Genomic DNA, 24660 nt, shown 5'->3' with positions numbered 1-24660 from the left:
ACGGTGGGGAGGGGGGCGCGGGGCCCCCTTCAATGCGGCCGCCGGATGCGGTCGGCCAGCAGGTCCCAGATGGGAGTGAGGGTTCCGGGCAGGGGCGGCAGGGTTCCGAGGTCGGTGTGCGATTCCTCGGGGCTGTGGAAATCGCTGCCGCGCGACGCGGCCAGATCGAACTCTTTCGCCATGGCGGCGTAGATGGCGTATTCCGGGACCGAGTGGCTGCCGGTGACCACCTCCACGCCGCGCCCGCCGTGCTGGCGGAATTCGGAAAACAGCGCGTATTCCTGCGTCGCCGTGAATTTGTAGCGCGCCGGATGCGCGATCACGGCCATGCCGCCGGCCTCGGTGATCCAGCGCACGGCGTCGCCCAGCGTGGCCCAGCGGTGCGGCACGTAGCCGGGCTTGCCTTCGGTGAGGAATTTGCGGAAGACCTCCTGTGTGTCCCGGCAGACCCGGGTCTCGACGAGGAAGCGCGCGAAGTGCGTGCGCGAGATGAGTTCCGGATTGCCCACGTAGCGCAGCGCGCCTTCGTAGGCATCGGGGATGCCCGCCTGGGCGAGCTGCCGGGCCATCTCGTGCGCGCGCTGGCCGCGGCCGCCGCGCGTCTCGGCCAAGCCCTGCACGAGCCGCGCGTCGTCCGGGTCGAAGCCCAGGCCCACGATGTGCACGGTGGTGCCGATGAACGTCACCGAGATCTCCACGCCCGTCAGGTAGGCCATGCCTCGGGCCGCCGCCGCGGCGATGGCGCGGTGCTGGCCGCCCACCTCGTCGTGGTCGGTGAGGGCCCACAGCTCGACGCCGTTGGCATGGGCCCGCTCGGCCAGCGCCTCGGGCGTGAGCGTGCCGTCGGACACCACGGAGTGGCAGTGCAGGTCGGCGTTCAGGAGGATGGAGGACACCCGGGCCATTGTAGAACCGCCGCCGCGCGGTATGTCAGCCAGAGCACGCATCGGCGTCATGGGTGAAAACGAGACTGTCGCGCGGGCCCGGATGTAATAAAAAGTAGCGGGCCGGCAGGGTCCCCGCTGGTCCGCTGTTTCTTTTCTTCGCTCCTTTTCTTCCTTTCCTTTCTTCATGCCGGCGGCGCCCGCATCGCGGCGCATCGGCCCGACATCCGACCATGCACTTCAATCACCTCTCCGTGCACCGCAAGCTGTGGATGACCTTGACCGGGCTCGTGGGCCTGCTGCTGGCGCTGGGCATCGCGGTCCTGTGGGCTCTGGACCGCATCGACACGGCCACCGCCCGCCAGGCGGAATCCATCGACGAGCGCATCCGCTGGTCCGTGCAGTGGACCAATCTGGTGGAGCAGAACTTCGACCGCCTGCTCGGCAGCCTGCTCACCACCGACGAGGCCATGGCCGCCACGCTCAAGGACCGCGTGGGCAAGGACATCCAGGCCGTGAGCGAACTGCAGAAGCAGGTGGTGGCCGCGTCCGTCACGCCGCAGGAAAAGGCCCAGCTCGAACGCATGGCCGCGGAGCGCGGCACGGTCCTGGCGCTGGTGGCGCAGGCGCAGAAGCTGCGTGGCTCCCCGGAGGCGCGCAGGCATGTGGAGGACAAGCTCACGCCGGCCATGAAGCCGTATTTCGCCGAGCAGAACGCCTTCGTGGAGCTGCTGCGCAAAGAGCGCCAGACCGTGCTGGCCGACGCGCGGTCGCAGCGCTCCTCTGTGCGCGCCATGGCGGCGGGGGCCGTGCTGGCGATCCTGGTGGTGGGCGTGTGGCTCTCGGCGGCGATCGTGCGCTCGATCACGCAGCCGCTGGACCGCGCGGTGCGCATGGCCGACGCGATCGCCGCGGGGGATCTGACCGTCGGCGCGGAGGACGACCGCCGCGACGAGCTGGGCCGCCTGCTGCGTTCTCTGTCGGCCATGGCCGCGCGCCTGCGGGGCGTGGTGGCCGAGGTGCGCTCGGGCGTGGAATCGGTGTCCTCGGCGTCCACCGAGATCGCCACGGGCAACCAGGATCTGTCCTCCCGCACCGAGCAGACGGCCGCCAATCTGGAGGAGACGGCCGCCAGCATGGAGGAGCTCACGGCCACCGTCACCCAGTCGGCCGACACGGCCCGCCAGGCCAACCAGCTCGCCGCCACGGCTGCGCAGGCGGCCGGGCGCGGCGGCGAGGTGGTGGGGCAGGTGGTCTCCAGCATGCAGCAGATCACCGAGAGCTCGCGCAAGATCGGCGACATCATCGGCGTGATCGACGGCATCGCCTTCCAGACCAACATCCTGGCGCTCAACGCCGCCGTGGAGGCCGCGCGCGCGGGCGAACAGGGCCGGGGCTTCGCGGTGGTGGCCGGCGAGGTGCGCAGCCTCGCGCAGCGCAGCGCCTCGGCCGCCAAGGAGATCAAGGAGCTGATCGGCGCGTCGGTGCAGAGCGTCGATTCGGGCTCGCAGCAGGTCGCGCAGGCGGGCCGGAGCATGGACGAGATCGTGGGCAGCGTGCGGCGCGTGTCCGACCTCATCGGGGAGATCACCGCCTCGTCCACCGAGCAGCGCGACGGCATCGCCCAGGTGAACCAGGCCGTGGCCAACCTGGACCAGATGACGCAGCAGAATGCGGCGCTGGTGGAGCAGTCGAGCGCGGCGGCCAGCGCCATGCGCGACCAGTCGCGCCGGCTGGCCGAGGCGGTGGCCGTGTTCAACGTGGGCGCGCAAGGCCTGCCGGTGCGCAGCGTGCCGGCCCCGGCCCCGGCAACCGCCCGGCCCGAGGCCTCCCGCGCGCCCGCCGCCGCGGCGCGCATCGCGGCGGCCCCGCCGCGGGCCCTGCCTGCCGCCAAGGCGGCCCGGCCGCCCGCGATGCCGCCGAAAGCCGCGGAATCGCCCCGGGCCGGCGCGCCCGCCGCGGTGCCGGCTCCGCGCGCGGCCGGCAAGCCCGTGGCCACGGCGGACGACGACTGGGAAACCTTCTGACCTTCCGGCGGGCGCCGTGGCGCGGGCCGGGCTTCGTGCCTCTCGTCCGCTGCCCGTGTCAGAGCTGCGCGCCTTCCACCAGGAACTGCACCCGCCGCTCGCCCTTCCATTCGTTCACGTCCAGCCGGAAGGCGAGCAGCACGCGCGCGGGCAGCGGGTCGGTGTGGCCGAACCAGATGCCGTCCACCGGGCGGCCCTGGTGCAGCAGCTTGAGCGAGAGGTGGTTCTTGCCCTCGCCCACGAGGCGCTGGCTGACGATCTCCACCTCCTCGCTGAAGGTGGGGGGCGCGAAGCCCTGGCCCCAGACCTCGCGGTGCAGCGTGTCCACCAGCTCGGCGCGGCAGTACTCGGGCGAGAGCGGGCCGTCGGTGTCGAGCCGGCGCATCAGCGTGGCAGCGTCCAGCCATTCCTGCGCGACCTGCGCGAAGGCGCGCTCGAAGACGGGGAAGTGCTCCCGGGCCACCGTGCAGCCGGCCGCCATCGCATGGCCGCCGAACTTCAGGATCACCTCCGGGTGGCGCTTTGCCACGAGGTCGAGCGCGTCGCGCAGGTGAAAGCCCGGGATCGAGCGGCCCGAGCCCTTGATCTCGTGCTCCTTGCCCGGCGCGCCGCTGGCCGCGAACACGAAGGTGGGCCGGTGCAGCCGGTCCTTGATGCGCGAGGCCACGATGCCGACCACGCCTTCGTGGAAGTCGGGGTCGAACACGCTGATGGCGGGCGGCGGCGCATCGCCTTCGCCGAACAGGCCCTCGGCCATGAGCAGCGCCTGCTCGCGCATACCGCCCTCGATCTCGCGCCGCTCGCGGTTGATGGCGTCCAGCGTGCGCGCCAGCTCCGCCGCGTGCGCGGCGTCGTCGGTGAGCAGGCACTCGATGCCCAGCGTCATGTCGGCGAGCCGCCCGGCCGCGTTGATGCGGGGCCCCAGCGCGAACCCGAAGTCGAAGGTGGTGGCCACGGCCACCTTGCGGCCCGCCGCGCTGAAGAGCGCCGCGATGCCGGCCGGCATCTGCCCCGCGCGGATGCGCTTGAGGCCCTGGGCGACCAGGCGCCGGTTGTTGGCATCCAGCCGCACCACGTCGGCCACGGTGCCCAGCGCGACCAGCGGCAGCAGCGGCTCCAGCTTCGGCTGGCCGGCCTTGTCGAACACGCCGCGCTCGCGCAGCTCGGCGCGCAGCGCCATCAGCACGTAGAACATCACGCCCACGCCGGCGATGGATTTGCTCTCGAACGCGCAGCCGGGCTGGTTGGGGTTCACGATCGCGTCGGCCTGCGGTAGCGCGGGGCCGGGCAGGTGGTGGTCGGTGACCAGCACCGCGAGGCCCAGGGCCCGGGCCTCGGCCACGCCGTCCACGCTGGCGATGCCGTTGTCCACCGTCACCAGCAGGTCGGCCCCGCGCTCGTGCACGCGGCGCGCGATGGCGGGGCTCAGGCCGTAGCCGTCGGCCACGCGATCGGGCACGAGGTAGTCCACCCGCCGCGCGCCCAGCAGCCGCAGGCCGCGCACCGCCACGGCGCAGGCGGTGGCGCCGTCGCAGTCGTAGTCGGCCACGACGACGATGCGCCGGTCCTGCGCGATGGCGTCGGCCAGCAGCACGGCCGCCTCGCGCGCGCCGAGCAGCGAGGGCGGCGGCAGCAGGCGCGCGAGCGCGTCGTCGAGTTCGTCGTGGGCGGTCACGCCGCGCGCGGCATAGAGCCGCGCCAGCAGCGGGTGCACGCCCGCCTGCTCCAGCGCCCAGACGGCGCGGGGGGGGATGTCCCGGGTGATGATCTTCATAGCTGCCCCGCCACGTCGGTGAAGCGCACGGGCCGCAGGCGCCGCCGCAGCCGCGCCAGCAGGCCGCCCGGGGCGCCGCTCTCCCAGGCCAGCGCGCCGCGCTCGCCGCACAGCGTGAGCCGCGCGCGGCCTCCGCCGGCTACGCGGGCGGCCAGCTGCGCGACCGGGCCGGCATCCAGCGTCCGCCAGGCATCGGCCCAGGCGCGCCAGTCCTCGTGCAGCGCCGCATCCCGCAGCGCGCAGGGCATCTCCGGCGGGGTGGCGGAGGGCGCGGCGCTCTCCGGCAGCCGGCCGGCACCGTGGATCCAGAACGCGTTCACGGGCGGCAGGCCGCGCGCGGCGCGGGCGTCGTTGAAGGGGTGGGTGTAGAGCAGCATCTGCATTTCGCTGTGCAGGCGGTGGAGCTGCCGAGCCCGGGAGGCGTCCGGCATCCAGGCGCGCACGTCGCGCTGCACCACGCGGTCGAGCGACGCGGTGGCCAGGCCGTCGAACACCTCGCCGCGTGCGAGCCAGCGCGTGGGCGCGTCGTAGGCGAGCGCGATGCCGTCGCCGGCGAACCAGGGCGCCACGATCTCCAGCACCTCGCGCGAGGCGGCCTCGTCCAGCCCGAGCGCGGCGGGGTCCGCCAGCACGACCTGGTCCGCGCCCACCTGCCACAGGCAGGGGGCCACCCAGGCCCACGCGGCGCCCTCGTCTGCGCCGCGGGCGCGCTGTGCCCAGGCGGCCCAGGGCAGGGCCCCGTCGCCCGCGTTGGGCAGGCCGAGGTGGCGCGCCAGCGCGCGTTCGTGGGGTGGCGTGAAGTCGGACTCCTCGCCGGCATCGGCGCCGGCGGGCGAGAGGCGGGAGAGCAACTGGTCGAGGTGGGGCAGGGCGAGGTCCTGCAGGGCCTGCCGGCACCCCGGCGCCGTGCTGGCCGCCAGGGGAATGAGCAAATGGTGAATCTCCGACATGGGGCGTATTGTCCGGGATGCCACAATCGGCGCCGTCCTCGGGCCTCCACTCCGGCGCGGCACGGGGCCACTTCCTCCGAACATGCAACTCCCCTACGAACTGGCCCTGGGCTGGCGCTACACCCGGGCCGGGCGCGCCACGCGGCGCAACGGCTTCATCTCGTTCATCTCCAGCGTGTCGATGCTGGGTATCGCGCTCGGCGTGGCGGCGCTCATCATCGTGCTCAGCGTGATGAACGGCTTCCAGAAGGAGGTGCGCGACCGCATGCTGAGCGTGGTCTCGCACGTCGAGATCTTCGCGCCGCAGGGCGCGGCGCTGCCCGACCCGAACCGCACCCTGGCCGAGGCGCGCGCCAACCCCAACGTGGTGGGCGCCGCGCCGTTCGTGGCCTCGCAGGCGCTGCTCGCGCGCGGCGAGGACATGAAGGGCGCGCTCGTGCGCGGCATCGATCCGGCGCGCGAGGGCGAGGTGACCGAGCTGGCCTCGCGCAACGCGAGCGCCGTGCAGACCCTGGTGCCGGGCGAGTTCCACGTGGTGCTGGGCATCGAGCTGGCGCGCGCGCTGGGTGTGCGGGTGGGCGACGCGGTCACGCTCATCGCGCCGGGCGGGCAGGTCACGCCGGCGGGCGTGGTGCCGCGCCTCAAGCAGATGACCGTCTCGGGCCTGTTCGAGTCGGGCCACTACGAATACGACTCCGCGCTGGTGCTGCTGCACCACGCCGACGCCGAGCGCATCTTCCGCCTGGAGGGCCCCACCGGCATCCGCCTCAAGCTGCGCGACCTGCACGAGGCGCCGGCCGTGACGCAGCAGCTCGCGCGCTCGCTCTCGGACGACCTGCTCATCCGCGACTGGACGCAGCAGAACCGCACCTGGTTCGCAGCCGTGCAGCTCGAAAAGCGCATGATGTTCATCATCCTCACGCTCATCGTGGCGGTGGCGGCATTCAACCTCGTGTCCACCCTGGTGATGACCGTGACCGACAAGCGCGCCGACATCGCCATCCTGCGCACCCTGGGCGCGAGCCCGCGCAGCATCATGGGCGTGTTCGTGGTGCAGGGCGCCATGGTGGGCGTGATCGGCACCGTCTGCGGGCTGGGGCTGGGCCTGCTCGTGGCGTGCAACATCGACGTCATCGTGCCGGCCATCGAGCGCGCGCTCAACGCGAGCTTCCTGCCCAAGGACATCTACCTCATCAGCAAGATGCCCAGCGACCCGCAGAGCAGCGACATCGTGCCCATCGCCGTCATCTCCCTCGTGCTGGCCTTCGCGGCCACGCTGTACCCGAGCTGGCGCGCCAGCCGCGTGAACCCCGCGGAGGCGCTTCGCTATGAATAATGTAGCAACAAGTCCAATGGATACGGCGACATCCGCGGAAAAAATGCCCGTAGTGCTGCAGGCCCGGGGCCTCACCAAGCGCTTCACCGAGGGCAGGCTCGACGTCACCGTGCTCAAGGGCGTGGACCTGTCCGTGCACGTGGGCGAGACGCTGGCCATCGTGGGCGCCTCGGGCTCGGGCAAGAGCACGCTGCTGCACCTGCTGGGCGGGCTGGATGCGCCCTCGGCTGGCAGCGTGCAGCTGCAGGGCGCGGCCTTCGACACGCTCTCGCCTCTGCAGCAGGGCCGGCTGCGCAATGCGCACCTGGGCTTCATCTACCAGTTCCACCACCTGCTGCCGGAGTTCAGCGCGCGCGACAACGTCGCCATGCCGCTGCGCATCCGCCGCGAGCCGTACGCCGAATGCCTGCGGCAGGCCGACGCCATGCTGGCTGCCGTGGGGCTCGCCGAGCGGGTGCAGCACCGCCCCGCCGAACTCTCGGGCGGCGAGCGCCAGCGCGTGGCCATCGCGCGCGCCCTGGTCACGCGGCCGGCCTGCGTGCTGGCCGACGAACCCACGGGCAACCTCGATCGTGCCACGGCCGATTCCGTGTTCCAGCTCATGCTGCGGCTGGCACGCGAGCAGGGCACGGCCTTCGTCCTGGTGACCCACGACGAGACCCTGGCGGCGCGCTGCGACCGCGTGGTGCGGCTGGTGTCCGGCACGCTGGGCATGGCGTGATTTGCTATTAAATGAATAGCTGACTGGGTAGAAAACACGCCGACATGGAGCCGGAAAGACCATGAATCCATCCCCCGAAGGTTCTGCCGCGCCCCTCCCGCTGCTGGCGATCACCCAGGGCGATTCGGCGGGCATCGGCCCCGAGATCATCGCCAAGGCGTTCCGCGATGCGCCCGAGGCCCTGCGCGGCTGCTTCGTCGCCGGGGAACTGGAGACGCTGCGCCGCGCCGCGCGCTGCATCGCCCGGCCGGGCGAGCCGTCACTGCCCGTGGCGGTGCTGCGGGCACCCGGCGAGGCGCATTCCGCGCCGCCGCGCTGCCTGCCGGTGCTGCCGCTGCCGGGGTTGCCCGGCCCCGCGCCGTTCGGCGCCGTGCATGCCGGCGCGGGCCGCGCCGCGGCGGATTGCGTGGTGTGGGCGGCGCAGTCCGCGCTGCGCGGAGAGATCGCGGGGCTGGTCACTGCGCCGCTGCACAAGGAAGCGCTCGCGGCCGCCGGCGTCCACTACCCCGGCCACACCGAACTGCTGCAGGCCGAGGCCGCCCGGCACGCCGGCGTGCCGGTCGAGGAGATGCCGGTGCGCATGATGCTTGCCAGCGACGAGTTGCGCACGGTGCTGGTCAGCATCCACGTCTCGCTGCGCGACGCCATCGCGGCCGTCACGCCGGCCAATGTGCTGCGCACGCTGGAGATCGCACATGCCGCCCTGCGGCGCAGCCTGGGGCGCGACCCGCGCATCGGCGTGGCGGGGCTCAACCCGCACGCGGGCGAGGGCGGGCTCTTCGGCCGCGAGGAGATCGAGGCGATCGCGCCAGCCATCGCGGCGGCGCGCGCGCAGGGCATCGATGCCCATGGCCCCTTCGCGCCCGACACGGTCTTCATGCGCGCCCGCAGCACGCCGGAGCGGGCGGGTGAATTCGATGCGGTGCTGGCCATGTACCACGACCAGGGCCTGATCCCCGTCAAGTACCTGGGCGTGGACAAGGGCGTGAACGTCACGCTCGGGCTGCCGCTGGTGCGCACCAGCCCGGACCACGGCACGGCGTTCGACATCGCCGGGCGCGGCGTGGCCGATGCGGCGAGCCTCGTCGAGGCCGTGCGCATGGCCCGGCGGCTGGCGGGCGCCGGTTTCAGCGCTTGAGGCTGTCGCGGATCTCGCGCAGCAGCACGATGTCCTCGGGCGGCGCGGCGGGGGCGGCGGGCGGTGCCGGCGGGGCTTCGCGCTTGAGCCGGTTGATTTGCTTGACCATCATGAAAATGATGAAAGCGAGAATCAGGAAATTCACCGCCACGGTAATGAAACTGCCATAAGCCAGCACCGGCACGCCGGCCTTGCGCAGGGCGTCGAGCGTGGCCGGAGTGCCCGGCGGCACGGAGCCGAGCACGAGAAAGAGATTGGAAAAATCCAGCTTGCCGAATACCAGCCCCACCAGCGGCATGATGAGATCGTTCACCATCGAATCGACGATCTTCCCGAAGGCGCCACCGATGATCACGCCCACGGCGAGATCTATCACATTTCCTTTGACGGCAAACTCTCGAAACTCTTTTCCAATACTCATTTCGCTTCTCCTTGATATAGCTGAAAACCCTTGCAGTATTGCCGAGTTTGAGGGGTGATAACCCCTGGAATTAACCACATTCACGCCGCTACAATTTGTGGTTGATCCCAAGCGAAGACCTTTGAGGACCCCCATGAGTGAAACTCCAGTCGACTCCAGCAAGCGGACGTGGCTCATCGCGTCGGGCTGTGCTGGTGCGGTGGGCGGCGTGGCGACGGCCGTGCCGTTCGTGAGCACTTTCCAGCCTTCCGAAAAAGCCAAGGCCGCCGGGGCCGCCGTGGAAGTGGATATCTCCGGCTTGAAAACCGGCGAGAAAATCACGGTGGAGTGGCGCGGCAAACCCGTGTGGATCATCAAACGCACGCCCGAGCAGCTCGCGGCCCTGCCCGGCCTGGACGGCCAGCTCGCCGACCCGAAATCCGAGCGCAAGCCCTCCGAACTCACCCCCGAATACGCGCGCAACGAGGCCCGCTCGATCAAGCCCGAGATCCTCGTAGCCGTGGGCATCTGCACCCACCTCGGTTGCTCGCCCAGCGACAAGTTCGTGCCCGGCGCGCAGCCCTCGCTGCCCGACGACTGGAAGGGCGGCTTCCTGTGCCCCTGCCACGGCTCCACCTTCGACATGGCCGGCCGCGTGTTCAAGAACAAGCCCGCGCCGGACAACCTCGAAGTGCCTCCCCACATGTACCTGTCGGAGACCAGGCTCCTGATCGGTGAAGACAAGAAGGCCTGAGGGAGGACGCCATGGCTTACCGCGAATTCAAGGAAATCTCCCCCAACGCCTCCACGGGCGCCAAGGTCACGAACTGGTTCGAGAACCGCTTCCCCACGGCCTTCGACGCCTACCGCGTGCACATGTCGGAGTACTACGCTCCGAAGAACTTCAACTTCTGGTACATCTTCGGCTCGCTCGCGCTGCTGGTGCTCGTGATCCAGATCGTCACCGGCATCTTCCTCGTGATGCACTACAAGCCCGACGTCGCCAAGGCCTTCGAGTCGGTCGAGTACATCATGCGCGACGTGCCCTGGGGCTGGCTCATCCGCTACATGCACTCCACGGGCGCCTCGGCGTTCTTCGTGGTGGTGTACCTGCACATGTTCCGCGGGCTGCTCTACGGCTCCTACCGCAAGCCGCGCGAGCTGGTCTGGATCTTCGGCTGTGCGATCTTCCTCGCGCTCATGGCCGAAGCCTTCATGGGCTACCTGCTGCCCTGGGGCCAGATGTCGTACTGGGGCGCCCAGGTGATCGTGAACCTGTTCGCGGCCATCCCCTTCGTCGGCCCCGATCTGGCGCTGCTGATCCGCGGCGACTACGTGGTGGGCGACGCCACGCTCAACCGCTTCTTCAGCTTCCACGTGATCGCCGTGCCGCTGGTGCTGCTGGGCCTCGTCGTGGCCCACCTGCTGGCCCTGCACGACGTGGGCTCCAACAACCCCGACGGCATCGAGATCAAGGGCCCTCATGCCCCCAAAGACGAGCACGGCCATCCGCTCGACGGCATCCCGTTCCATCCCTACTACACGGTGCACGATATCTTCGGCGTGTGCGTGTTCCTCTTCATCTTCTCGGCCGTGGTGTTCTTCGCGCCCGAGTTCGGCGGCTACTTCCTGGAGTACAACAACTTCATCCCGGCCGATCCGCTCAAGACACCCGCGCACATCGCGCCCGTCTGGTACTTCACGCCGTTCTATTCGATGCTGCGCGCCATCACGAGCGAGATGATGTATGCCCTCATCGCCTGCGTGGCGCTGGCGGCGGGCTTCGGCGTGATCAAGGGCCGGCTGCCTTCCTTCGTCAAGGCCGCCATCGTGGCCGTGGCCGTGGTCGCCATCGCGCTGATGCTCTCCATCGACGCCAAGTTCTGGGGCGTGGTGGTGATGGGCGGTGCCGTCATCATCCTGTTCTTCCTGCCCTGGCTCGACCACAGCCCGGTCAAATCCATCCGCTACCGTCCGGGTTGGCACAAATACCTCTACGGCATCTTCGTGGTCAACTTCGTGGTCCTGGCGTACCTGGGCGTGCAGCCGCCGTCCCCGATCGGCGAGCGCGTCTCGCAGGTGGGCACGCTGTTCTACTTCGGCTTCTTCCTGCTCATGCCCTGGTGGAGCCGCCTGGGCGAGCCCAAGCCGGTGCCCGACCGCGTGACCTTCGCAGCGCACTGAGCGAGCCGGAACCACGACCATGAAAAAAATCATCCTCACGCTGATCGCCACCCTGGGCATTGCCCTGGGCGCGCACGCCGCAGAAGGCGGCATCGCCTGGGACAAGGCCCCGGTGCGCACCAACGACACGGCCTCGCTGCAGAACGGCGCCAAGATCTTCGTCAACTACTGCCTGAGCTGCCACTCCGCCGCCTTCATGCGCTTCAACCGCCTGAAGGACATCGGCCTCACCGACCAGCAGATCAAGGACAACCTGCTGTTCACCACCGACAAGGTGGGCGAGACGATGAAGGCCACCATCGATCCGAAGCAGGCCAAGGACTGGTTCGGCGCCAACCCGCCCGACTTGACGGTGATCGCGCGTTCGCGCGCCGGCCACAACGGCACGGGCGCCGATTACCTCTACACGTTCCTGCGCACTTTCTACCGCGACGAGACCAAGGCCACGGGCTGGAACAACCTCGCGTTCCCGAGCGTGGGCATGCCGCATGCGCTGTGGCAACTGCAGGGCGATCGCCGTCCGGTCTTCGAGGAACACGAGAGCCACGGCCACAAGACCCAGGTCTTCAAGGGGTGGGAACAGCTGACTCCGGGTACGATGTCGGCCCTCCAGTACGACGAGGCCGTGGGTGATCTCGTCAACTACCTGCAGTGGATGGCCGAGCCAGCGCAAAATACGCGGGTTCGCGTCGGCGTGTGGGTGTTGATCTTCCTCGGCATCTTCACGGTGATCGCCTGGAGACTCAACGCGGCGTTCTGGAAGGACGTCAAGTAAGCTTCCGCCCGCATCAGCGCCGCTCCTGCGGCGCATTTCGCTTTCCAGAGTGGACGCGCACGCGCCCACTCTTTTTGATTTTTAGGAGCTTCCCACCATGATGGTGCTTTATTCGGGCACGACTTGCCCCTTCTCCCATCGTTGCCGTTTCGTTCTGTTCGAAAAAGGCATGGATTTCGAGATCCGCGATGTGGACCTGTACAACAAGCCCGAAGACATCAGCGTGATGAACCCCTATGGCCAGGTGCCGATCCTGGTCGAGCGCGACCTCATCCTGTATGAGTCGAACATCATCAACGAGTACATCGACGAGCGCTTCCCGCATCCCCAGCTGATGCCCGGCGACCCGGTGGACCGTGCCCGCGTGCGCCTGTTCCTGCTGAATTTCGAGAAGGAACTGTTCGTGCACGTGAACGTGCTCGAATCGCGCGCCACCAAGGGCAACGAGAAAGCCCTGGAGAAGGCCCGCGCCCACATCCGCGACCGCCTCACGCAGCTCGCCCCCGTGTTCCTCAAGAACAAGTACATGCTGGGCGAGAATTTCTCCATGCTCGACGTGGCCATCGCGCCGCTGCTCTGGCGCCTGGACTACTATGGCATCGAGCTGTCCAAGAACGCTGCCCCTCTGCTCAAGTACGCCGAGCGCATCTTCTCCCGCCCGGCCTACATCGAGGCGCTGACGCCGTCCGAGAAGGTCATGCGCAAGTAAGCGCATCCGCGCCGCCGCTCACGCCCCCATTTCCGAAATGCCGACATGATGAACGCCCAGGACTCCACTTCCACGCGCCCCTATCTCATCCGGGCCCTGTACGAGTGGTGCACCGACAACGGCTTCACGCCTTACATCGCTGTGCGCGTGGACGACTCGGTCCAGGTGCCCCGCGAGTACGTGAAGGACGGAGAGATCGTGCTCAACGTCAGCTACGACGCCACGAGCGCGCTGCAGATGGGCAATGATTTCATCGAGTTCAAGGCCCGCTTCGGCGGCAAGCCGCGCGACATCATGGTGCCGGTGGGGCGCGTGATCGCCATCTATGCCCGCGAGAACGGCCAGGGCATGGCGTTCCCGCCGCCGGTGGACATGCTCGAATCCGATGGCGCCGCGATCAGGGGCGGCGTTGCCAACTTGCTCGATGCCGTGGGAGGCCCAGGCCCGGCTCCGGAAGGCGTGGAGGATGAGCGCGTGGTGCAGCTCGTGCCCACCGAGGGCGGGCCGGGGCCGTCGGACGAGCCGCCGCGCGGGCCCGGGCCGGCCTCGGGCGGTGGCCGCCCTTCCCTCAAGCGCATCAAGTGACACGCCAGGCGCCATGCCGCGGGCCCGGGGTCAAGGGCCGCGGTAGAATGCGCGCTTCGCCGATTTAGCTCAGTTGGTAGAGCAACCGCCTTGTAAGCGGTAGGTCATCAGTTCGATTCCGATAATCGGCACCATCTTTTTCTCCCATTCGCCGCCGTTGGCAACCAATGGCCCCTGCCGGGCTCAGGTTTGGATTTTCAGGCGAATGGCGTTAACCTCCCACCCCCGACTGCGCAGATGCGCCTGCAAGGCAGGCAGCAGTTGCCTCACCTTGGCTGCGGCCGCATTGCTGCGGACCAGCAGGCACCACGTGGCGCCCTCGATCGGCCCGGCCTGAATGGCGGGCCGCAGGGTGGCGGGAATCAGCAACTCGATGGCCTTGAGCCGCTCGCTTGAGTCGCGCGTCAATGCCGCCAGTTTGGCCAGCGTGGGGGAGCCCTCGGTGGCTTGCAGCAGCGTGACGGCGTGGTGACGGCGGTTCATGGAAAGGCGCCGCGCGGCGCGGAGATACGAAGTGCAGTTGATTATCACGGACGCCTGGCTGGCGCGCAGCCGGGCCATTCATCTCTCGGGCCTGCGCCTGGCGGGGGCCGGTCTCCTGCTGTCGTTCCTGGTCATGCTGGTGGCGGCCTTGCTCTACCACTGGGTGTTCCTGAAAGGGGCGCGTGAAGGCTGGCCCGTGGTCGGCTCGCTGGGGCAGTTGGCCGCACGCGACGAGATCGCGGAGCGCGACCGGTTCATGCGCGCGAACCTCGATGCGATGGCCCGCAAGGTCGGCGAGATGCAGGCGCGCATGCTGCAGCTCGAATCGCTGGGAGAGCGGGTCTCGGGGCTCGCCGGCATGTCCCCGGCGGAATTCACCCGCCCGCCGGGGCAGGGCGGGGCCCTGGTGTCCGGCCGCCCGATGGACATGGAAGAGCTGCAGGGCACGCTGGACGCGCTGGCGCAGCTCACCGACCGCCGCGTGGACCTGCTGACCGTGGTCGAGTCGCGCCTCTTCGACCAGCACATCCGCAAGAGCATGGTGCCGACGCAGGAGCCCGTGCTGGGGAAATCGGCGGGTTCTCCCTTCGGCTGGCGCATCGACCCTTTCACCGGCCAGTCGGCCCTGCACACGGGGCTGGATTTCCAGGCCGACACCGGCACGCCCATCCTGGCCGCCGCGGGCGGCGTGGTGGTGGCGCAGGAATACCACCCGGCCTACGGCAACATGGTCGAGGTCGATCACGGCAACCAGCTGGTGACGCGCTACGCGCATGCCTCCAGGACATTCGTCAAACGCGGCGATCTGGTGCGGCGCGGGCAGAAGATCGCCGAGGTCGGCTCCACCGGCCGTTCCACCGGGCCGCACCTGCACTTCGAGGTGCTGGTGCAGGGCGTGCCCCAGGATCCGCAGAAATTCCTGAACGCCGGTGCCACCGGCGTCAATCCTGACCTGCGCGTGGCGGCGAGGGCGCCCGCGCCTCGCAGGTAAAATCGCGCGCTCCGGAATCGCCGCCCCTGGTTGCACAACTTGCAAGCGGTGGCGGTGGCCCCATCTGAACCCACTTCTTCTTTAGGGATTCGGGTCGCGTCGCCTGCTCCAGGGCGGGCCGCGGTCCTGTTCGCATGGCCTCCAACTTCCTCACCAAACTATTCGGTAGCCGCAACGACCGGCTCCTCAAGCAATACCGCAAGACGGTGGCCCGCATCAATGCGATGGAGCCGGACTACGAGAAGCTGAGCGACGATGCCCTGCGCGCCAAGACGGAGGAGTTCCAGGACCGCGTCGCCAAGGGAGAAGCGCTCGACAGTCTGCTGCCCGAAGCCTTCGCCGTCGTCCGCGAGGCCTCCAAGCGCGTGATGAAGATGCGCCATTTCGACGTGCAGCTGCTGGGTGGCATGGCGCTGCACTATGGCAAGATCTCCGAAATGCGCACGGGCGAGGGCAAGACCCTCACCGCCACGCTGCCGGTGTACCTGAATGCGCTCTCGGGCAAGGGCGTGCACGTGGTGACCGTCAACGACTACCTGGCCAATCGCGATGCGCGCTGGATGGGGCGGCTCTACAACTTCCTGGGCCTCACGGTGGGCATCAACCTGCCGCAGATGCCGCGCGAGGAAAAGCAGGAAGCCTATGCCGCCGACATCACCTACGGCACGAACAACGAATACGGCTTCGACTACCTGCGCGACAACATGGTGTATGAGGCGCGCGACCGGGTGCAGCGCGGCCTGAACTTCGCCATCGTGGACGAGGTGGACTCCATCCTCATCGACGAGGCGCGCACGCCCCTCATCATCAGTGGCCAGGCCGAAGACCACACGGCGATGTACGTCGCCATGAACAAGGTCGTGCCGGTCCTGGTGCGCCAGGAGGGCGAGGCCGACCCCCGCACCGGCGAGGGCGTGACCAAGCCCGGCGACTTCACGATCGACGAGAAGACCCACCAGGCCTTCCTCACCGAGCAGGGCCACGAGACGGCCGAGCGTCTGCTGGCGGCCCAGGGGCTGATCGCCGAAGGCGCATCGCTCTACGACCCGACCAACATCACGCTGGTGCACCACCTGTACGCCGCGCTGCGGGCCAACCACCTCTACCACCGCGACCAGCATTACGTCGTGCAGAACGGCGAGATCGTGATCGTGGACGAGTTCACGGGCCGCCTGATGGCCGGCCGCCGCTGGAGCGAGGGCCTGCACCAGGCCGTGGAGGCCAAGGAGGGCGTGGAGATCCAGGCCGAGAACCAGACGCTCGCCTCCATCACCTTCCAGAACTACTTCCGCCTGTACGGCAAGCTGGCCGGCATGACGGGGACGGCCGACACCGAGGCCTACGAATTCCAGGAAATCTACGGCCTGGAAACCACGGTCATTCCGCCCAACCGGCCCAGCAAGCGCGACGACCAGCTCGACCGCGTGTACAAGACCACGCGCGAGAAGTACGAGGCGGCGATCAAGGACATCCGCGAGTGCCACGAGCGCGGCCAGCCGGTGCTGGTGGGCACGACCTCCATCGAGAACTCCGAGATCATCGACCAGCTGCTGCAGAAAGAGGGTCTGCCCCACCAGGTGCTCAATGCCAAGCAGCACGCCCGCGAGGCCGACATCGTCGCGCAGGCCGGTCGCGCCGGCATGATCACCATCGCCACCAACATGGCGGGCCGCGGCACCGACATCGTGCTGGGCGGCAACATCGAGAAGGAAATCGCGGCGATCGAGGACGACGAGTCGCTCGACGCAGCCGCCCGCGAAAGCCAGATCGCCGCGCTGCGCAGCCAGTGGGCGAGCGACAACGAGAAGGTCAAGGCGCTGGGCGGCCTGCGCATCATCGCCACCGAGCGCCACGAGTCCCGCCGCATCGACAACCAGTTGCGCGGCCGCTCGGGCCGCCAGGGCGATCCGGGCTCCTCGCGCTTCTACCTGAGCCTGGACGATTCGCTGATGCGCATCTTCGCGGGCGATCGGGTGAAGGCCATCATGGACCGCCTCAAGATGCCCGACGGCGAGGCGATCGAGGCCGGCATCGTCACGCGCAGCATCGAATCCGCGCAGCGCAAGGTCGAGGCGCGCAATTTCGACGTCCGCAAGCAACTGCTCGAATACGACGACGTGGCCAACGACCAGCGCAAGGTCATCTACCAGCAGCGCAACGAGATCCTCGATGCCTCGGATCTCTCCGGCGTGATCGCCGGCATGCGCGAATCCTGCCTGACCGATGTCGTGCGCCAGTACGTGCCCGAGGAGTCGGTGGAAGAGCAATGGGATCTGGCGGTGCTGGAGAAGGTCCTTGCCGATGAATGGCACATCCACCTGCCGCTGAAGCAGGAGGTGGAGAGCGCGCAGGCCATCACCGACGGCGAGATCCTGGACAAGATCATCGCCGCGGGCCACGCGGCGTTCCAGTCGAAGGTCGAGCAGGTGGGCCAGGAGAACTTCCACCAGTTCGAGCGCGCCGTGCTGCTGCAGAACTTCGATTCGAGCTGGCGCGACCATCTCTCCGCGCTGGACTACCTGCGCCAGGGCATCCACCTGCGCGGCTATGCACAGAAGCAGCCCAAGCAGGAATACAAGCGCGAGGCGTTCGAGCTGTTCCGCCAGCTCATCGACCAGGTCAAGAACGAGGTCACCCGGGTCCTCATGACCGTGCAGATCCAGTCGTCCACGCAGCTCGACCAGGCCGCCGAGGCCCTGGAAAGCCGCGCCGAGCAGATCGCCAACGTGACCTACACCGCCCCGACGGAAAACGGCGAGGTCGAGACCACCTTCGATCCGCGCACCCAGCAGGCGGGCGGCGACGGCCTGGGCCTGCCCGAAGGCGTGCGCGTGGGCCGCAACGATCCCTGCCCCTGCGGCAGCGGCAAGAAGTACAAGCAGTGCCACGGCAAGCTGGCCTGACACCGCGCTGAGCCCCGTCTCCGTTCCCATGGGCCGCCGCAGGGCGGCCCATGTCACGTCCCGGCAGTGCTGCTTCTCCAGAATGCAGCCTTGCTTTTTTCCAAGGACTTCCGCATGCCCGTGAATCTCTCCGCTCCCGTTGCCTCCGACCTGCACCCGGTCGCAGGTGTCCGCATTGGCGTCACCGAAGCCGGCGTCCGCAAGGTGGGGCGCAAGGACGTGACCGTGTTCCTGCTGGACGACGGCGCCACGGTGGCCGGCGTCTTCACGCAGAACCGTTTCTGCGCCGCGCCCGTGCAGGTCTGCCGCGAGCACCTCGCGCAGGGCGGGCAGATCCGCGCCGTCGTGGTCAACACTGGCAACGCCAATGCCGGCACGGGTGCGGATGGCCTCGCGCGGGCGCGCGCCACCTGCGATGCGCTGGCGGGGCAACTGGGCATCGCGGCCACCCAGGTGCTGCCGTTCTCGACCGGCGTCATCATGGAGCCGCTGCCCCACGATCGCATCATTGCGGGCCTGCCCGCAGCGATCGCCGATGCGAAGCCGCAGCACTGGGCCCGCGCCGCCGAGGGCATCATGACCACCGACACGCTGCCCAAGGCCTTCAGCACGCAGGTGCGGATCGGTGGGGCCACGGTCACGGTCACGGGCATCTCCAAGGGGGCCGGCATGATCCGCCCCAACATGGCGACCATGCTCGGCTTCCTGGCCACCGATGCGCGCATTGCGCCCGAGCTGGTGCAGCCCCTGGTGCGGGAGCTGGCCGACCAGTCGTTCAACCGTATCACCATCGACGGCGACACCTCCACCAACGACTCCTTCGTGCTCATGGCCACCCACCAGGCGGGCAATCCCGTAGTGGCGTCGCTGGACAGCGCCGACGGCCAGGCCCTGCGCGCCGCGCTGCTGGAGGTGGCCCAGAAGCTCGCCCAGGCCATCGTGCGCGACGGCGAGGGCGCCACCAAGTTCATCGCCGTGCGCGTGGAAGGCGGCCGGACGGCGGAGGAATGCCGCAAGGTCGGCTACGCGATCGCCCACTCGCCGCTCGTGAAGACGGCCTTCTTCGCCAGTGACCCGAACCTGGGCCGCATCCTGGCCGCCGTGGGCTACGCGGGCATCGAAGACCTCGACCAGACCCGCATCGACCTCTACCTGGACGACGTCCACGTGGCCGTGCAGGGCGGCCGGCATCCGGCCTACCGCGAGGAGGATGGCCAGCGCGTGATGAAGCAGAGCGAGATCACCGTGCGCGTCGTGCTGGGCCGGGGCGAGGCCGCCGACACGGTGTGGACCTGCGACCTGAGCCACGAATACGTGACGATCAACGCCGATTACCGCTCCTGAGCCCGCTGGGGCCGCCCGGACCACCATGAACGATCGATTCGAACACCTCCTGCTGCGCGCCGAGCAGCTCATCGACCGCATCGAGTCGGTGCTGCCCCGGCCCCTCGCCGCACCCGACTGGTCCGCTTCCGTGGCGTGGCGCTACCGCCGGCGCGGCGGCGGGCACGGCGTGCTGGAGCCCGTGCGGCACGTGGCCGGCATCGCGCTGGACGATCTCAAGGAGATCGATGCGCAGAAGGACAAGATCCGGCGCAACACCGAGCAGTTCGTCGAAGGGCGACCGGCCAACAACGTGCTGCTGACCGGCGCGCGCGGCACCGGCAAGTCCTCCCTCATCAAGGCCTGCCTGGGCACCTACGCCGGCCGGGGCTTGCGGCTCATCGAGGTGGACAAGGCCGAGCTCACCGACCTGCCCGACATCGTGGACATCGTGGCCGGCCGGCCCGAGAAATTCATCATCTACTGCGACGACCTCAGCTTCGAAGAAGGCGAATCGGGCTACAAGGCCCTGAAGTCCATCCTCGACGGCTCCGTGGCTGCGTCGTCACCCAACGTGCTGGTCTACGCCACCAGCAACCGGCGCCACCTGCTGCCGGAATACCTGAAGGAAAACCTCACCTACACGCACACCGAGGACGGCGAAGTCCACCCCGGCGAGGTGGTGGAGGAGAAGATCTCCCTCTCCGAGCGCTTCGGGCTGTGGATCAGCTTCTACCCTTTCAGCCAGGAGGAATACCTCGCCATCGTGGCGCAGTGGCTGTCGGCGCTGGGCGTGCCGGCCGGTGCCATCGAGGCCGCGCGGCCCGAGGCCCTGGTCTGGGCGCTGGAGCGCGGCTCCCGCAGCGGGCGGGTGGCCTACCAGTTCGCGCGCGACTTCGCGGGGCGTGGCCATGGCTGAGCCGGCATCCGCCAATACCCCCGTCTCCTCCGAAGGCGCCGCGCGCCGCCACACCGAGGTGGCCGTGGGTATCCTGTTCCGGCCCGACGGTGCCATGCTGCTGTCCACCCGCCCCCCGGGCAAGCCCTACGCGGGCTACTGGGAGTTTCCGGGCGGCAAGCTGGAGGCGGGCGAAACGGTGGAAGAGGCCCTGCGGCGCGAGCTGATCGAAGAGCTGGGCGTCACCATCGGGCCGGCCACCGTCTGGAAAGTGACCGAACACGACTATCCCCATGCGCTGGTGCGGCTGCACTGGTGCAAGGTGCATGCATGGACGGGCGACTTCGAGATGCGCGAGGGCCAGTCCATGGCCTGGCAGCACTGGCCGCTGGACGTCTCGCCCGTGCTTCCGGGGGCCTATCCGGTGCTGGAGTGGCTGGCGGAGGAGCGCGGCGTCGCCTTCGATCCTGATCTGCTATTGAAAAAATAGCAAAGTCTTCAGATTTCACCGCGACCCCGGGCATGAAAGGCCCTGCATCGCGACTGGGCGAGGACTGGCGTCCAGCAGGAGGCGGGGCGGGCTGCCGGTGCCGCGCCGCAGCACGGTGAGGCGGCAGGGTGGCGGGCGCCAGGCGGTTGACGTCGAATCCGCCAGCGGGGTGGGGCGGTGAGCGTGCGGTGCCGGGGTGTGCACACGCTGTGCCCCCAACGGGGCCATCCGCAGAAAGGGCGGGTCAGTGCTCCTGCGGGCGCTGCGATCGATGGTCGCCGAAGCCTTCCTCGTCCTGCGGGGCATCCGTTCCCATGCGGAAGTCTTCCGCCGCCCAGGCCCCCAGATCGATCTGCCGGCAACGCTCGCTGCAGAACGGCCGGAAGCGGTTCTCCGGGGCGTAGAGGCTCTTGCCGCCGCACGTGGGGCAGTCCACCCAGAGCACCCGGGATGCCGGGGCACCGGGGTCTTTCGGGTCGTCTTTCGATGGCGAGGACATGTTCGGTACCCTGCCGCTCATGCGCACAGCGTGAGCTCGAACGCCGCGTCTTCGTGCACGGGCTGCAGCCTGCCTTCCGTGTCCTGCCGCATCAGGCGGACGGAGACGATCAGGCGGTTGCCGCTGATCTCCGGCACCAGATTCCAGGCCGGATCGATCCGCAACCGCAGCAACTGGAACGTTCGCCCCTGGGGCAGGGTCTGCTGGAACTGCCCGTGGTCGGCCGCGACCTTCTGGGGGATTCCGGAGTCGCGCAGCAGCTTGAGCAGCACATAGAGCGATTCCGCCAGAGGCGCCAGCGTGCTGGCCCAGCCTTCGAGGTCGCCCTGGCGCCGCTCCGGAGAGTGGTGCTGCCATGCGTAGTAGGCCGGCAGGTCGAAGCCGCAGGTGCCGCCCGGGATGCCCACGCGGCTGCGGATGCTCATCAGCCACTCGTTCTCGGTCAGCGATTGGCCTGCCTTGCCCGTCTGCGCGTTCAGGGCCGCGAAGCAATGGTCGAGTTGGCCAATGACCTGATCGAGCACCGCCTCGGAGATCGATGGATTGCCGCGGTAGCCGTCGAGTTGGTGGCGGTGCTTCTCCAGATCCTTGAGCACGTCGGACTTCAGGTCGGCCCGGGCCGCTACATCCATGATCTCGAAAATGGTCACCAGCGCGAAGTGGTGGTCCAGAGGGTGCTGGCGCGGAATCAACTCGCCCAGGCGCCGGAAGAGTTGTTCCAGCCGCAGGTACGTTCTCAGGCGTTCGTTGAAAGGGTATTCGTAGAGGATCACGCTGCAGGGTTCCTGGGGGCGCACGGCTGGCGCTGCCAGCTTCGCGCGTCCGGTGTCGCCTGCATCATAGCCCGAAGCCATCGGCGATTCGCCGTACCTCCGACTGCAGCGTTTCAAGAGGTATTCCGTCGTTGTAGAGCACCATGTCCGCGATCGCGCGCCGCGCGCTGCGCGCCGCCTGCGACGCGATGATGGATTCGATCACCTCCCGCGCGAGACCATTGCGGGCCTGCACCCGTGCCACCTGGGTGCTTTCGGAGCAGTCCACCACCAGGATGCGGTCCAGCCGCGGCGGCCATCGTCCCGATTCGGTCAGCAGGGGGATGTCGAACACGATCAGGCGGGTGCCTGCGGCGGCAGCCTGGCGCGCGGCCGCTTCCGTGGCCTGGGCCACGATGGGGTGGACGATGGCCTCCAGCCGCTGCCGTGCGCCGGCATCGCGGAAGGCAAGCTCCCGCATGCGGGCTCGGTCCATGGCGCCGTCCGTCCCGATCATGGGGTCGCCGAATTCGGCGCGGATGGCGGGAATCGCGGCGCCCTGGACCGCCGTGGCCGCCCGGGCGAGCTGGTCGGCATCGATCAGCACCGCGCCGCACGTCTGCAGCAGCTGTCCCACCGTGGTCTTGCCGCTGCCGATCCCTCCCGTGACGCCCAGCCGCACGGAAGCGGGGGGGCGGCCCGCCTCCATCACAGCCCCAGCGTTCCGAGGATGGCTCGCAGGACGGTATCAGGGCCGAACACCATCGCGGTGAGCCCGGCACCCACCAGGAAGGGGCCGAAGGGGATGTAGCCGCCTTCGCGCAGTCCGTTGAAGAGCTTCATGCCGATGCCGACCACGGCACCGATCACCGAGGCCATGAGGATGATCGGCACCAGCGCCTGCCAGCCAAACCATGCCCCCAGCGCGGCGAACAGCTTGAAATCGCCATAGCCCATGCCCTCCTTGCCGGTCGCCAGCTTGAAGGCCCAGTAGATCGCCCAGAGGGAGAGATACCCTCCGGTCGCGCCCATCACTGAGGAGAACAGCGGGACCGTGGTCAGGTGGAATGCCGAGCCCAGCAACCCCGCCCACAGCAGCGGCAGGGTGATGTCGTCGGGAAGCAGCGTGGTGTCCCAATCGATGAAGGCCAGCGCAAGCAGTGCCGCGGAGAATCCGCACCATGCCAGGCCCGGGCCCGTGGCCCCCCATCGCCAGGCACAGAAGGCGAACAGCGCACCGGTGGCCATCTCGACTGCGGGATAGCGCGGGCTGATCCGGGTCTTGCATGAAGAACACTTTCCACCCAGGCGCAGATAACCGAGCACGGGAATGTTCTCGTGCCACTTCACCACGTGGCCGCATGCCGGGCAACGCGATCGAGGCGTCCACAGGTTGAATGGCTCGGGTTGGGCAGGCTCCGGGCTCGGCGCGGCGCCCTTGCCGGCTGCCGTGTCCTGGGAGCGGACATATTCCGCGCATTCGGTCGCCCACTGGCGCTCCATCATGCGCGGCAGGCGATGGATGACGACGTTGAGAAAACTGCCGATCAATAGCCCGAGAAGGCCGAAGAGTGCGGCCTCCAGCCAGGGGTCCAGGCCCATCAGACCACCTGTCCCAGCTTGAAGATGGGCAGGTACATCGACACCACGATGCCACCGATGATCGTTCCCAGGAACACGATGATGATCGGCTCCATCAGGCTGGAGAGGCCTGCGACCATCTCGTCCACTTCCTGCTCATAGAAGTCTGCCGCCTTGCCCAGCATGTGGTCGATGGAGCCCGATTCCTCGCCGATGGCGCACATCTGGATCACCATCGAGGGGAACACGTTGGCATTGCCCATGGCTGCGGTCAGGCTGGTGCCCGTGGACACTTCCTGCTGGATCTTTTCGGTGGCGATGGCGTAGACCGAGTTGCCCGATGCCCCTCCCACGGAATCCAGGGCTTCCACGAGCGGCACGCCCGCGGCGAACATCGTGGAGAGAGTCCGGGTCCAGCGGGCCACGCAGGACTTATTGATGAGATCGCCGAAGATGGGAGCGCGCAGCAGCAGCCGGTCCATGAATCTCTGCACCTTCTCGTTGCGGCGCCATGCCTGCATGAAGAAGAAGCCGCCGCCACCGAGTATGCCGAAGATCAGCCACCACCATTTGACGAAGATCTCGCTGGCAGCCATCACGAACAGCGTGGGGGCCGGGAGGTCGGCGCCGAAGGAGGTGAACACCTCCTTGAAGGCGGGGATCACGAAGATCATGATCACTGTGACCACGACGAACGCAACGATGATCACGGCGGTGGGGTACATCAGCGCCGAGCGGATCTTCGACTTGATGGCTTCCGTCTTTTCCATGTAGAGCGCCAGGCGATCCAGCAGCGCTTCCAGGATACCGGCAGCCTCGCCGGCCTCCACGAGGTTGCAATAGAGGCTGTCGAAGTACATCGGGTACTTGCGGAAGGCGGCGTTCAGCGATGTGCCGGTCTCGACATCGGCACGGATATCGTTCAGCAGCTTGGTTACGCTGGCGTTGGTGTTGCCGCGCCCCACGATGTCGAAAGCCTGCAGCAGGGGCACGCCGGCTTTCATCATCGTTGCCATCTGGCGGGTGAAGAGCGCGATGTCCTTCGGCTTGATCTTCTTGCCACGGCGCATGCGCCGCTTTTTGATCTTGGTCGGAAACACGCCTTGGCGCCGCAGCGTCGCCTGCACCTGGTTCTCGCCCACGGCCCGTACTTCGCCGCGCACGATTTTGCCGTTGCGATCCTTGCCTTCCCACTCGAATACGAAATCCTTGATGTCCCTGGATGCGGCGCTTGCCATGGTGGCCTCTTGAATGGTG

24 protein-coding genes and 1 tRNA gene are annotated in these 24660 nt (G+C 68.5%); 15 read left to right on the top strand and 10 right to left on the bottom strand.

Annotated features, from left to right (window positions below; genetic code table 11):
* Positions 1-29: 29 nt before the first annotated feature.
* Positions 30-896 (bottom strand): 3',5'-nucleoside bisphosphate phosphatase, encoded by an 867-nt coding sequence (locus tag AX018_RS08310; RefSeq protein WP_415842111.1) that lies wholly within the window; start codon positions 894-896, stop codon positions 30-32.
* A gap of 221 nt (positions 897-1117) precedes the next feature.
* Here AX018_RS08310 and AX018_RS08305 point away from each other — a divergent pair, with 221 nt between their 5' ends.
* On the top strand, positions 1118-2911 hold the full coding sequence (locus AX018_RS08305; protein WP_111876827.1) for a methyl-accepting chemotaxis protein: 1794 nt from the start codon (positions 1118-1120) through the stop codon (positions 2909-2911).
* Positions 2912-2969: 58 nt separating this feature from the next.
* Here AX018_RS08305 and recJ read toward each other — a convergent pair whose 3' ends face one another.
* Positions 2970-4685: a single-stranded-DNA-specific exonuclease RecJ gene (gene recJ / locus AX018_RS08300; RefSeq protein WP_111876826.1), complete on the bottom strand. Its 1716-nt coding sequence runs from the start codon at positions 4683-4685 to the stop codon at positions 2970-2972.
* Complete coding sequence (locus AX018_RS08295; RefSeq protein ID WP_111876825.1) at positions 4682-5635, bottom strand: phosphoglycerate mutase; 954 nt, start codon at positions 5633-5635, stop codon at positions 4682-4684. The genes recJ and AX018_RS08295 overlap by 4 nt, the downstream gene beginning before the upstream one ends.
* A gap of 82 nt (positions 5636-5717) precedes the next feature.
* Here AX018_RS08295 and AX018_RS08290 point away from each other — a divergent pair, with 82 nt between their 5' ends.
* From AX018_RS08290 to pdxA, 3 genes are all read left to right on the top strand, one after another.
* On the top strand, positions 5718-6971 hold the full coding sequence (locus tag AX018_RS08290) for a lipoprotein-releasing ABC transporter permease subunit (RefSeq protein WP_111876824.1): 1254 nt from the start codon (positions 5718-5720) through the stop codon (positions 6969-6971).
* 43 nt (positions 6972-7014) lie between these two features.
* Positions 7015-7692 (top strand): lipoprotein-releasing ABC transporter ATP-binding protein LolD, encoded by a 678-nt coding sequence (lolD, locus tag AX018_RS08285; RefSeq protein ID WP_415842112.1) that lies wholly within the window; start codon positions 7015-7017, stop codon positions 7690-7692.
* Between the two features lie 61 nt (positions 7693-7753).
* Positions 7754-8830, top strand: a complete 1077-nt coding sequence (pdxA, locus tag AX018_RS08280; protein WP_111876822.1) for a 4-hydroxythreonine-4-phosphate dehydrogenase PdxA — start codon at positions 7754-7756, stop codon at positions 8828-8830.
* Here the strand turns inward: pdxA and mscL are convergent.
* On the bottom strand, positions 8820-9251 hold the full coding sequence (gene mscL, locus AX018_RS08275) for a large conductance mechanosensitive channel protein MscL (protein ID WP_111876821.1): 432 nt from the start codon (positions 9249-9251) through the stop codon (positions 8820-8822). The two genes, pdxA and mscL, sit on opposite strands and share 11 nt — an antisense overlap.
* A gap of 133 nt (positions 9252-9384) precedes the next feature.
* Between mscL and petA the strand changes: the two genes are divergently transcribed.
* From petA to AX018_RS08245, 6 genes are all read left to right on the top strand, one after another.
* Positions 9385-9984: a ubiquinol-cytochrome c reductase iron-sulfur subunit gene (gene petA / locus AX018_RS08270; RefSeq protein WP_111876820.1), complete on the top strand. Its 600-nt coding sequence runs from the start codon at positions 9385-9387 to the stop codon at positions 9982-9984.
* An 11-nt stretch (positions 9985-9995) separates the two neighbouring features.
* Complete coding sequence (locus tag AX018_RS08265; protein WP_111876819.1) at positions 9996-11414, top strand: cytochrome b; 1419 nt, start codon at positions 9996-9998, stop codon at positions 11412-11414.
* 19 nt (positions 11415-11433) lie between these two features.
* Complete coding sequence (locus AX018_RS08260) at positions 11434-12189, top strand: cytochrome c1 (RefSeq protein WP_111876818.1); 756 nt, start codon at positions 11434-11436, stop codon at positions 12187-12189.
* Between the two features lie 97 nt (positions 12190-12286).
* Positions 12287-12898 (top strand): glutathione S-transferase N-terminal domain-containing protein, encoded by a 612-nt coding sequence (locus tag AX018_RS08255; protein ID WP_111876817.1) that lies wholly within the window; start codon positions 12287-12289, stop codon positions 12896-12898.
* Positions 12899-12946: 48 nt separating this feature from the next.
* Entirely contained in the window at positions 12947-13483 is a 537-nt protein-coding gene (locus AX018_RS08250; RefSeq protein ID WP_211322398.1) for a ClpXP protease specificity-enhancing factor, read from the top strand.
* A 58-nt stretch (positions 13484-13541) separates the two neighbouring features.
* A tRNA-Thr gene (locus AX018_RS08245) sits at positions 13542-13617 on the top strand.
* 49 nt (positions 13618-13666) lie between these two features.
* Here the strand turns inward: AX018_RS08245 and AX018_RS08240 are convergent.
* On the bottom strand, positions 13667-13966 hold the full coding sequence (locus AX018_RS08240; RefSeq protein ID WP_111876815.1) for a hypothetical protein: 300 nt from the start codon (positions 13964-13966) through the stop codon (positions 13667-13669).
* 31 nt (positions 13967-13997) lie between these two features.
* Here AX018_RS08240 and AX018_RS08235 point away from each other — a divergent pair, with 31 nt between their 5' ends.
* The 5 genes from AX018_RS08235 to AX018_RS08215 all read left to right on the top strand — a co-directional run bounded on the left by AX018_RS08235 (position 13998) and on the right by AX018_RS08215 (position 20571).
* A complete protein-coding gene (locus AX018_RS08235) occupies positions 13998-14957 on the top strand; it encodes a M23 family metallopeptidase (RefSeq protein WP_245951480.1) in 960 nt (319 codons plus the stop codon).
* Positions 14958-15091: 134 nt separating this feature from the next.
* The gene (gene secA / locus AX018_RS08230; protein ID WP_111876813.1) at positions 15092-17860 is read left to right on the top strand and encodes a preprotein translocase subunit SecA; all 2769 of its coding nucleotides are present in this window, start codon (positions 15092-15094) and stop codon (positions 17858-17860) included.
* A gap of 114 nt (positions 17861-17974) precedes the next feature.
* The gene (argJ, locus tag AX018_RS08225) at positions 17975-19204 is read left to right on the top strand and encodes a bifunctional glutamate N-acetyltransferase/amino-acid acetyltransferase ArgJ (RefSeq protein ID WP_111876812.1); all 1230 of its coding nucleotides are present in this window, start codon (positions 17975-17977) and stop codon (positions 19202-19204) included.
* A gap of 25 nt (positions 19205-19229) precedes the next feature.
* Positions 19230-20102 carry an ATP-binding protein gene (locus tag AX018_RS08220; RefSeq protein WP_111876811.1) on the top strand — a complete coding sequence of 291 codons (873 nt, stop codon included), beginning with the start codon at positions 19230-19232 and terminating at the stop codon, positions 20100-20102.
* A complete protein-coding gene (locus tag AX018_RS08215; protein WP_111876810.1) occupies positions 20095-20571 on the top strand; it encodes an NUDIX domain-containing protein in 477 nt (158 codons plus the stop codon). The genes AX018_RS08220 and AX018_RS08215 overlap by 8 nt, the downstream gene beginning before the upstream one ends.
* A 244-nt stretch (positions 20572-20815) precedes the next feature.
* Here AX018_RS08215 and AX018_RS08210 read toward each other — a convergent pair whose 3' ends face one another.
* The 5 genes from AX018_RS08210 to AX018_RS08190 all read right to left on the bottom strand — a co-directional run bounded on the left by AX018_RS08210 (position 20816) and on the right by AX018_RS08190 (position 24641).
* A complete protein-coding gene (locus tag AX018_RS08210; RefSeq protein ID WP_111876809.1) occupies positions 20816-21070 on the bottom strand; it encodes a DNA gyrase inhibitor YacG in 255 nt (84 codons plus the stop codon).
* A gap of 17 nt (positions 21071-21087) precedes the next feature.
* On the bottom strand, positions 21088-21843 hold the full coding sequence (gene zapD, locus AX018_RS08205) for a cell division protein ZapD (RefSeq protein ID WP_111876853.1): 756 nt from the start codon (positions 21841-21843) through the stop codon (positions 21088-21090).
* 64 nt (positions 21844-21907) lie between these two features.
* Complete coding sequence (coaE, locus tag AX018_RS08200) at positions 21908-22531, bottom strand: dephospho-CoA kinase (protein WP_111876808.1); 624 nt, start codon at positions 22529-22531, stop codon at positions 21908-21910.
* A complete protein-coding gene (locus AX018_RS08195) occupies positions 22531-23424 on the bottom strand; it encodes a prepilin peptidase (RefSeq protein ID WP_111876807.1) in 894 nt (297 codons plus the stop codon). Before AX018_RS08195 ends, coaE begins: the two co-directional genes overlap by 1 nt.
* Positions 23424-24641: a type II secretion system F family protein gene (locus tag AX018_RS08190; RefSeq protein WP_111876806.1), complete on the bottom strand. Its 1218-nt coding sequence runs from the start codon at positions 24639-24641 to the stop codon at positions 23424-23426. Before AX018_RS08190 ends, AX018_RS08195 begins: the two co-directional genes overlap by 1 nt.
* Positions 24642-24660: the final 19 nt, after the last annotated feature.

Source organism: Paracidovorax anthurii (assembly GCF_003269065.1).
In the GTDB taxonomy this organism is placed as follows: Bacteria; Pseudomonadota; Gammaproteobacteria; order Burkholderiales; family Burkholderiaceae_C; genus Paracidovorax; species Paracidovorax anthurii.
Note: the sequence above shows the minus strand (reverse complement) of the source record. Positions and strands in the feature narration are given on the sequence as shown.

What these genes read in the sequence shown, in the direction of transcription:
- AX018_RS08305 (WP_111876827.1), top strand. Translation starts at nt 1,118, where the DNA reads ATGCACTTCAATCACCTCTCCGTGCACCGCAAGCTGTGGATGACCTTG.
- recJ (WP_111876826.1), bottom strand. Translation starts at nt 4,685, where the DNA reads ATGAAGATCATCACCCGGGACATCCCCCCCCGCGCCGTCTGGGCGCTG.
- AX018_RS08295 (WP_111876825.1), bottom strand. Translation starts at nt 5,635, where the DNA reads ATGTCGGAGATTCACCATTTGCTCATTCCCCTGGCGGCCAGCACGGCG.
- AX018_RS08290 (WP_111876824.1), top strand. Translation starts at nt 5,718, where the DNA reads ATGCAACTCCCCTACGAACTGGCCCTGGGCTGGCGCTACACCCGGGCC.
- lolD (WP_415842112.1), top strand. Translation starts at nt 7,015, where the DNA reads ATGCCCGTAGTGCTGCAGGCCCGGGGCCTCACCAAGCGCTTCACCGAG.
- pdxA (WP_111876822.1), top strand. Translation starts at nt 7,754, where the DNA reads ATGAATCCATCCCCCGAAGGTTCTGCCGCGCCCCTCCCGCTGCTGGCG.
- mscL (WP_111876821.1), bottom strand. Translation starts at nt 9,251, where the DNA reads ATGAGTATTGGAAAAGAGTTTCGAGAGTTTGCCGTCAAAGGAAATGTG.
- petA (WP_111876820.1), top strand. Translation starts at nt 9,385, where the DNA reads ATGAGTGAAACTCCAGTCGACTCCAGCAAGCGGACGTGGCTCATCGCG.
- AX018_RS08265 (WP_111876819.1), top strand. Translation starts at nt 9,996, where the DNA reads ATGGCTTACCGCGAATTCAAGGAAATCTCCCCCAACGCCTCCACGGGC.
- AX018_RS08260 (WP_111876818.1), top strand. Translation starts at nt 11,434, where the DNA reads ATGAAAAAAATCATCCTCACGCTGATCGCCACCCTGGGCATTGCCCTG.
- AX018_RS08255 (WP_111876817.1), top strand. Translation starts at nt 12,287, where the DNA reads ATGATGGTGCTTTATTCGGGCACGACTTGCCCCTTCTCCCATCGTTGC.
- AX018_RS08250 (WP_211322398.1), top strand. Translation starts at nt 12,947, where the DNA reads ATGAACGCCCAGGACTCCACTTCCACGCGCCCCTATCTCATCCGGGCC.
- AX018_RS08240 (WP_111876815.1), bottom strand. Translation starts at nt 13,966, where the DNA reads ATGAACCGCCGTCACCACGCCGTCACGCTGCTGCAAGCCACCGAGGGC.
- secA (WP_111876813.1), top strand. Translation starts at nt 15,092, where the DNA reads ATGGCCTCCAACTTCCTCACCAAACTATTCGGTAGCCGCAACGACCGG.
- argJ (WP_111876812.1), top strand. Translation starts at nt 17,975, where the DNA reads ATGCCCGTGAATCTCTCCGCTCCCGTTGCCTCCGACCTGCACCCGGTC.
- AX018_RS08220 (WP_111876811.1), top strand. Translation starts at nt 19,230, where the DNA reads ATGAACGATCGATTCGAACACCTCCTGCTGCGCGCCGAGCAGCTCATC.
- AX018_RS08215 (WP_111876810.1), top strand. Translation starts at nt 20,095, where the DNA reads ATGGCTGAGCCGGCATCCGCCAATACCCCCGTCTCCTCCGAAGGCGCC.
- AX018_RS08210 (WP_111876809.1), bottom strand. Translation starts at nt 21,070, where the DNA reads ATGTCCTCGCCATCGAAAGACGACCCGAAAGACCCCGGTGCCCCGGCA.
- coaE (WP_111876808.1), bottom strand. Translation starts at nt 22,531, where the DNA reads ATGGAGGCGGGCCGCCCCCCCGCTTCCGTGCGGCTGGGCGTCACGGGA.
- AX018_RS08195 (WP_111876807.1), bottom strand. Translation starts at nt 23,424, where the DNA reads ATGGGCCTGGACCCCTGGCTGGAGGCCGCACTCTTCGGCCTTCTCGGG.
- AX018_RS08190 (WP_111876806.1), bottom strand. Translation starts at nt 24,641, where the DNA reads ATGGCAAGCGCCGCATCCAGGGACATCAAGGATTTCGTATTCGAGTGG.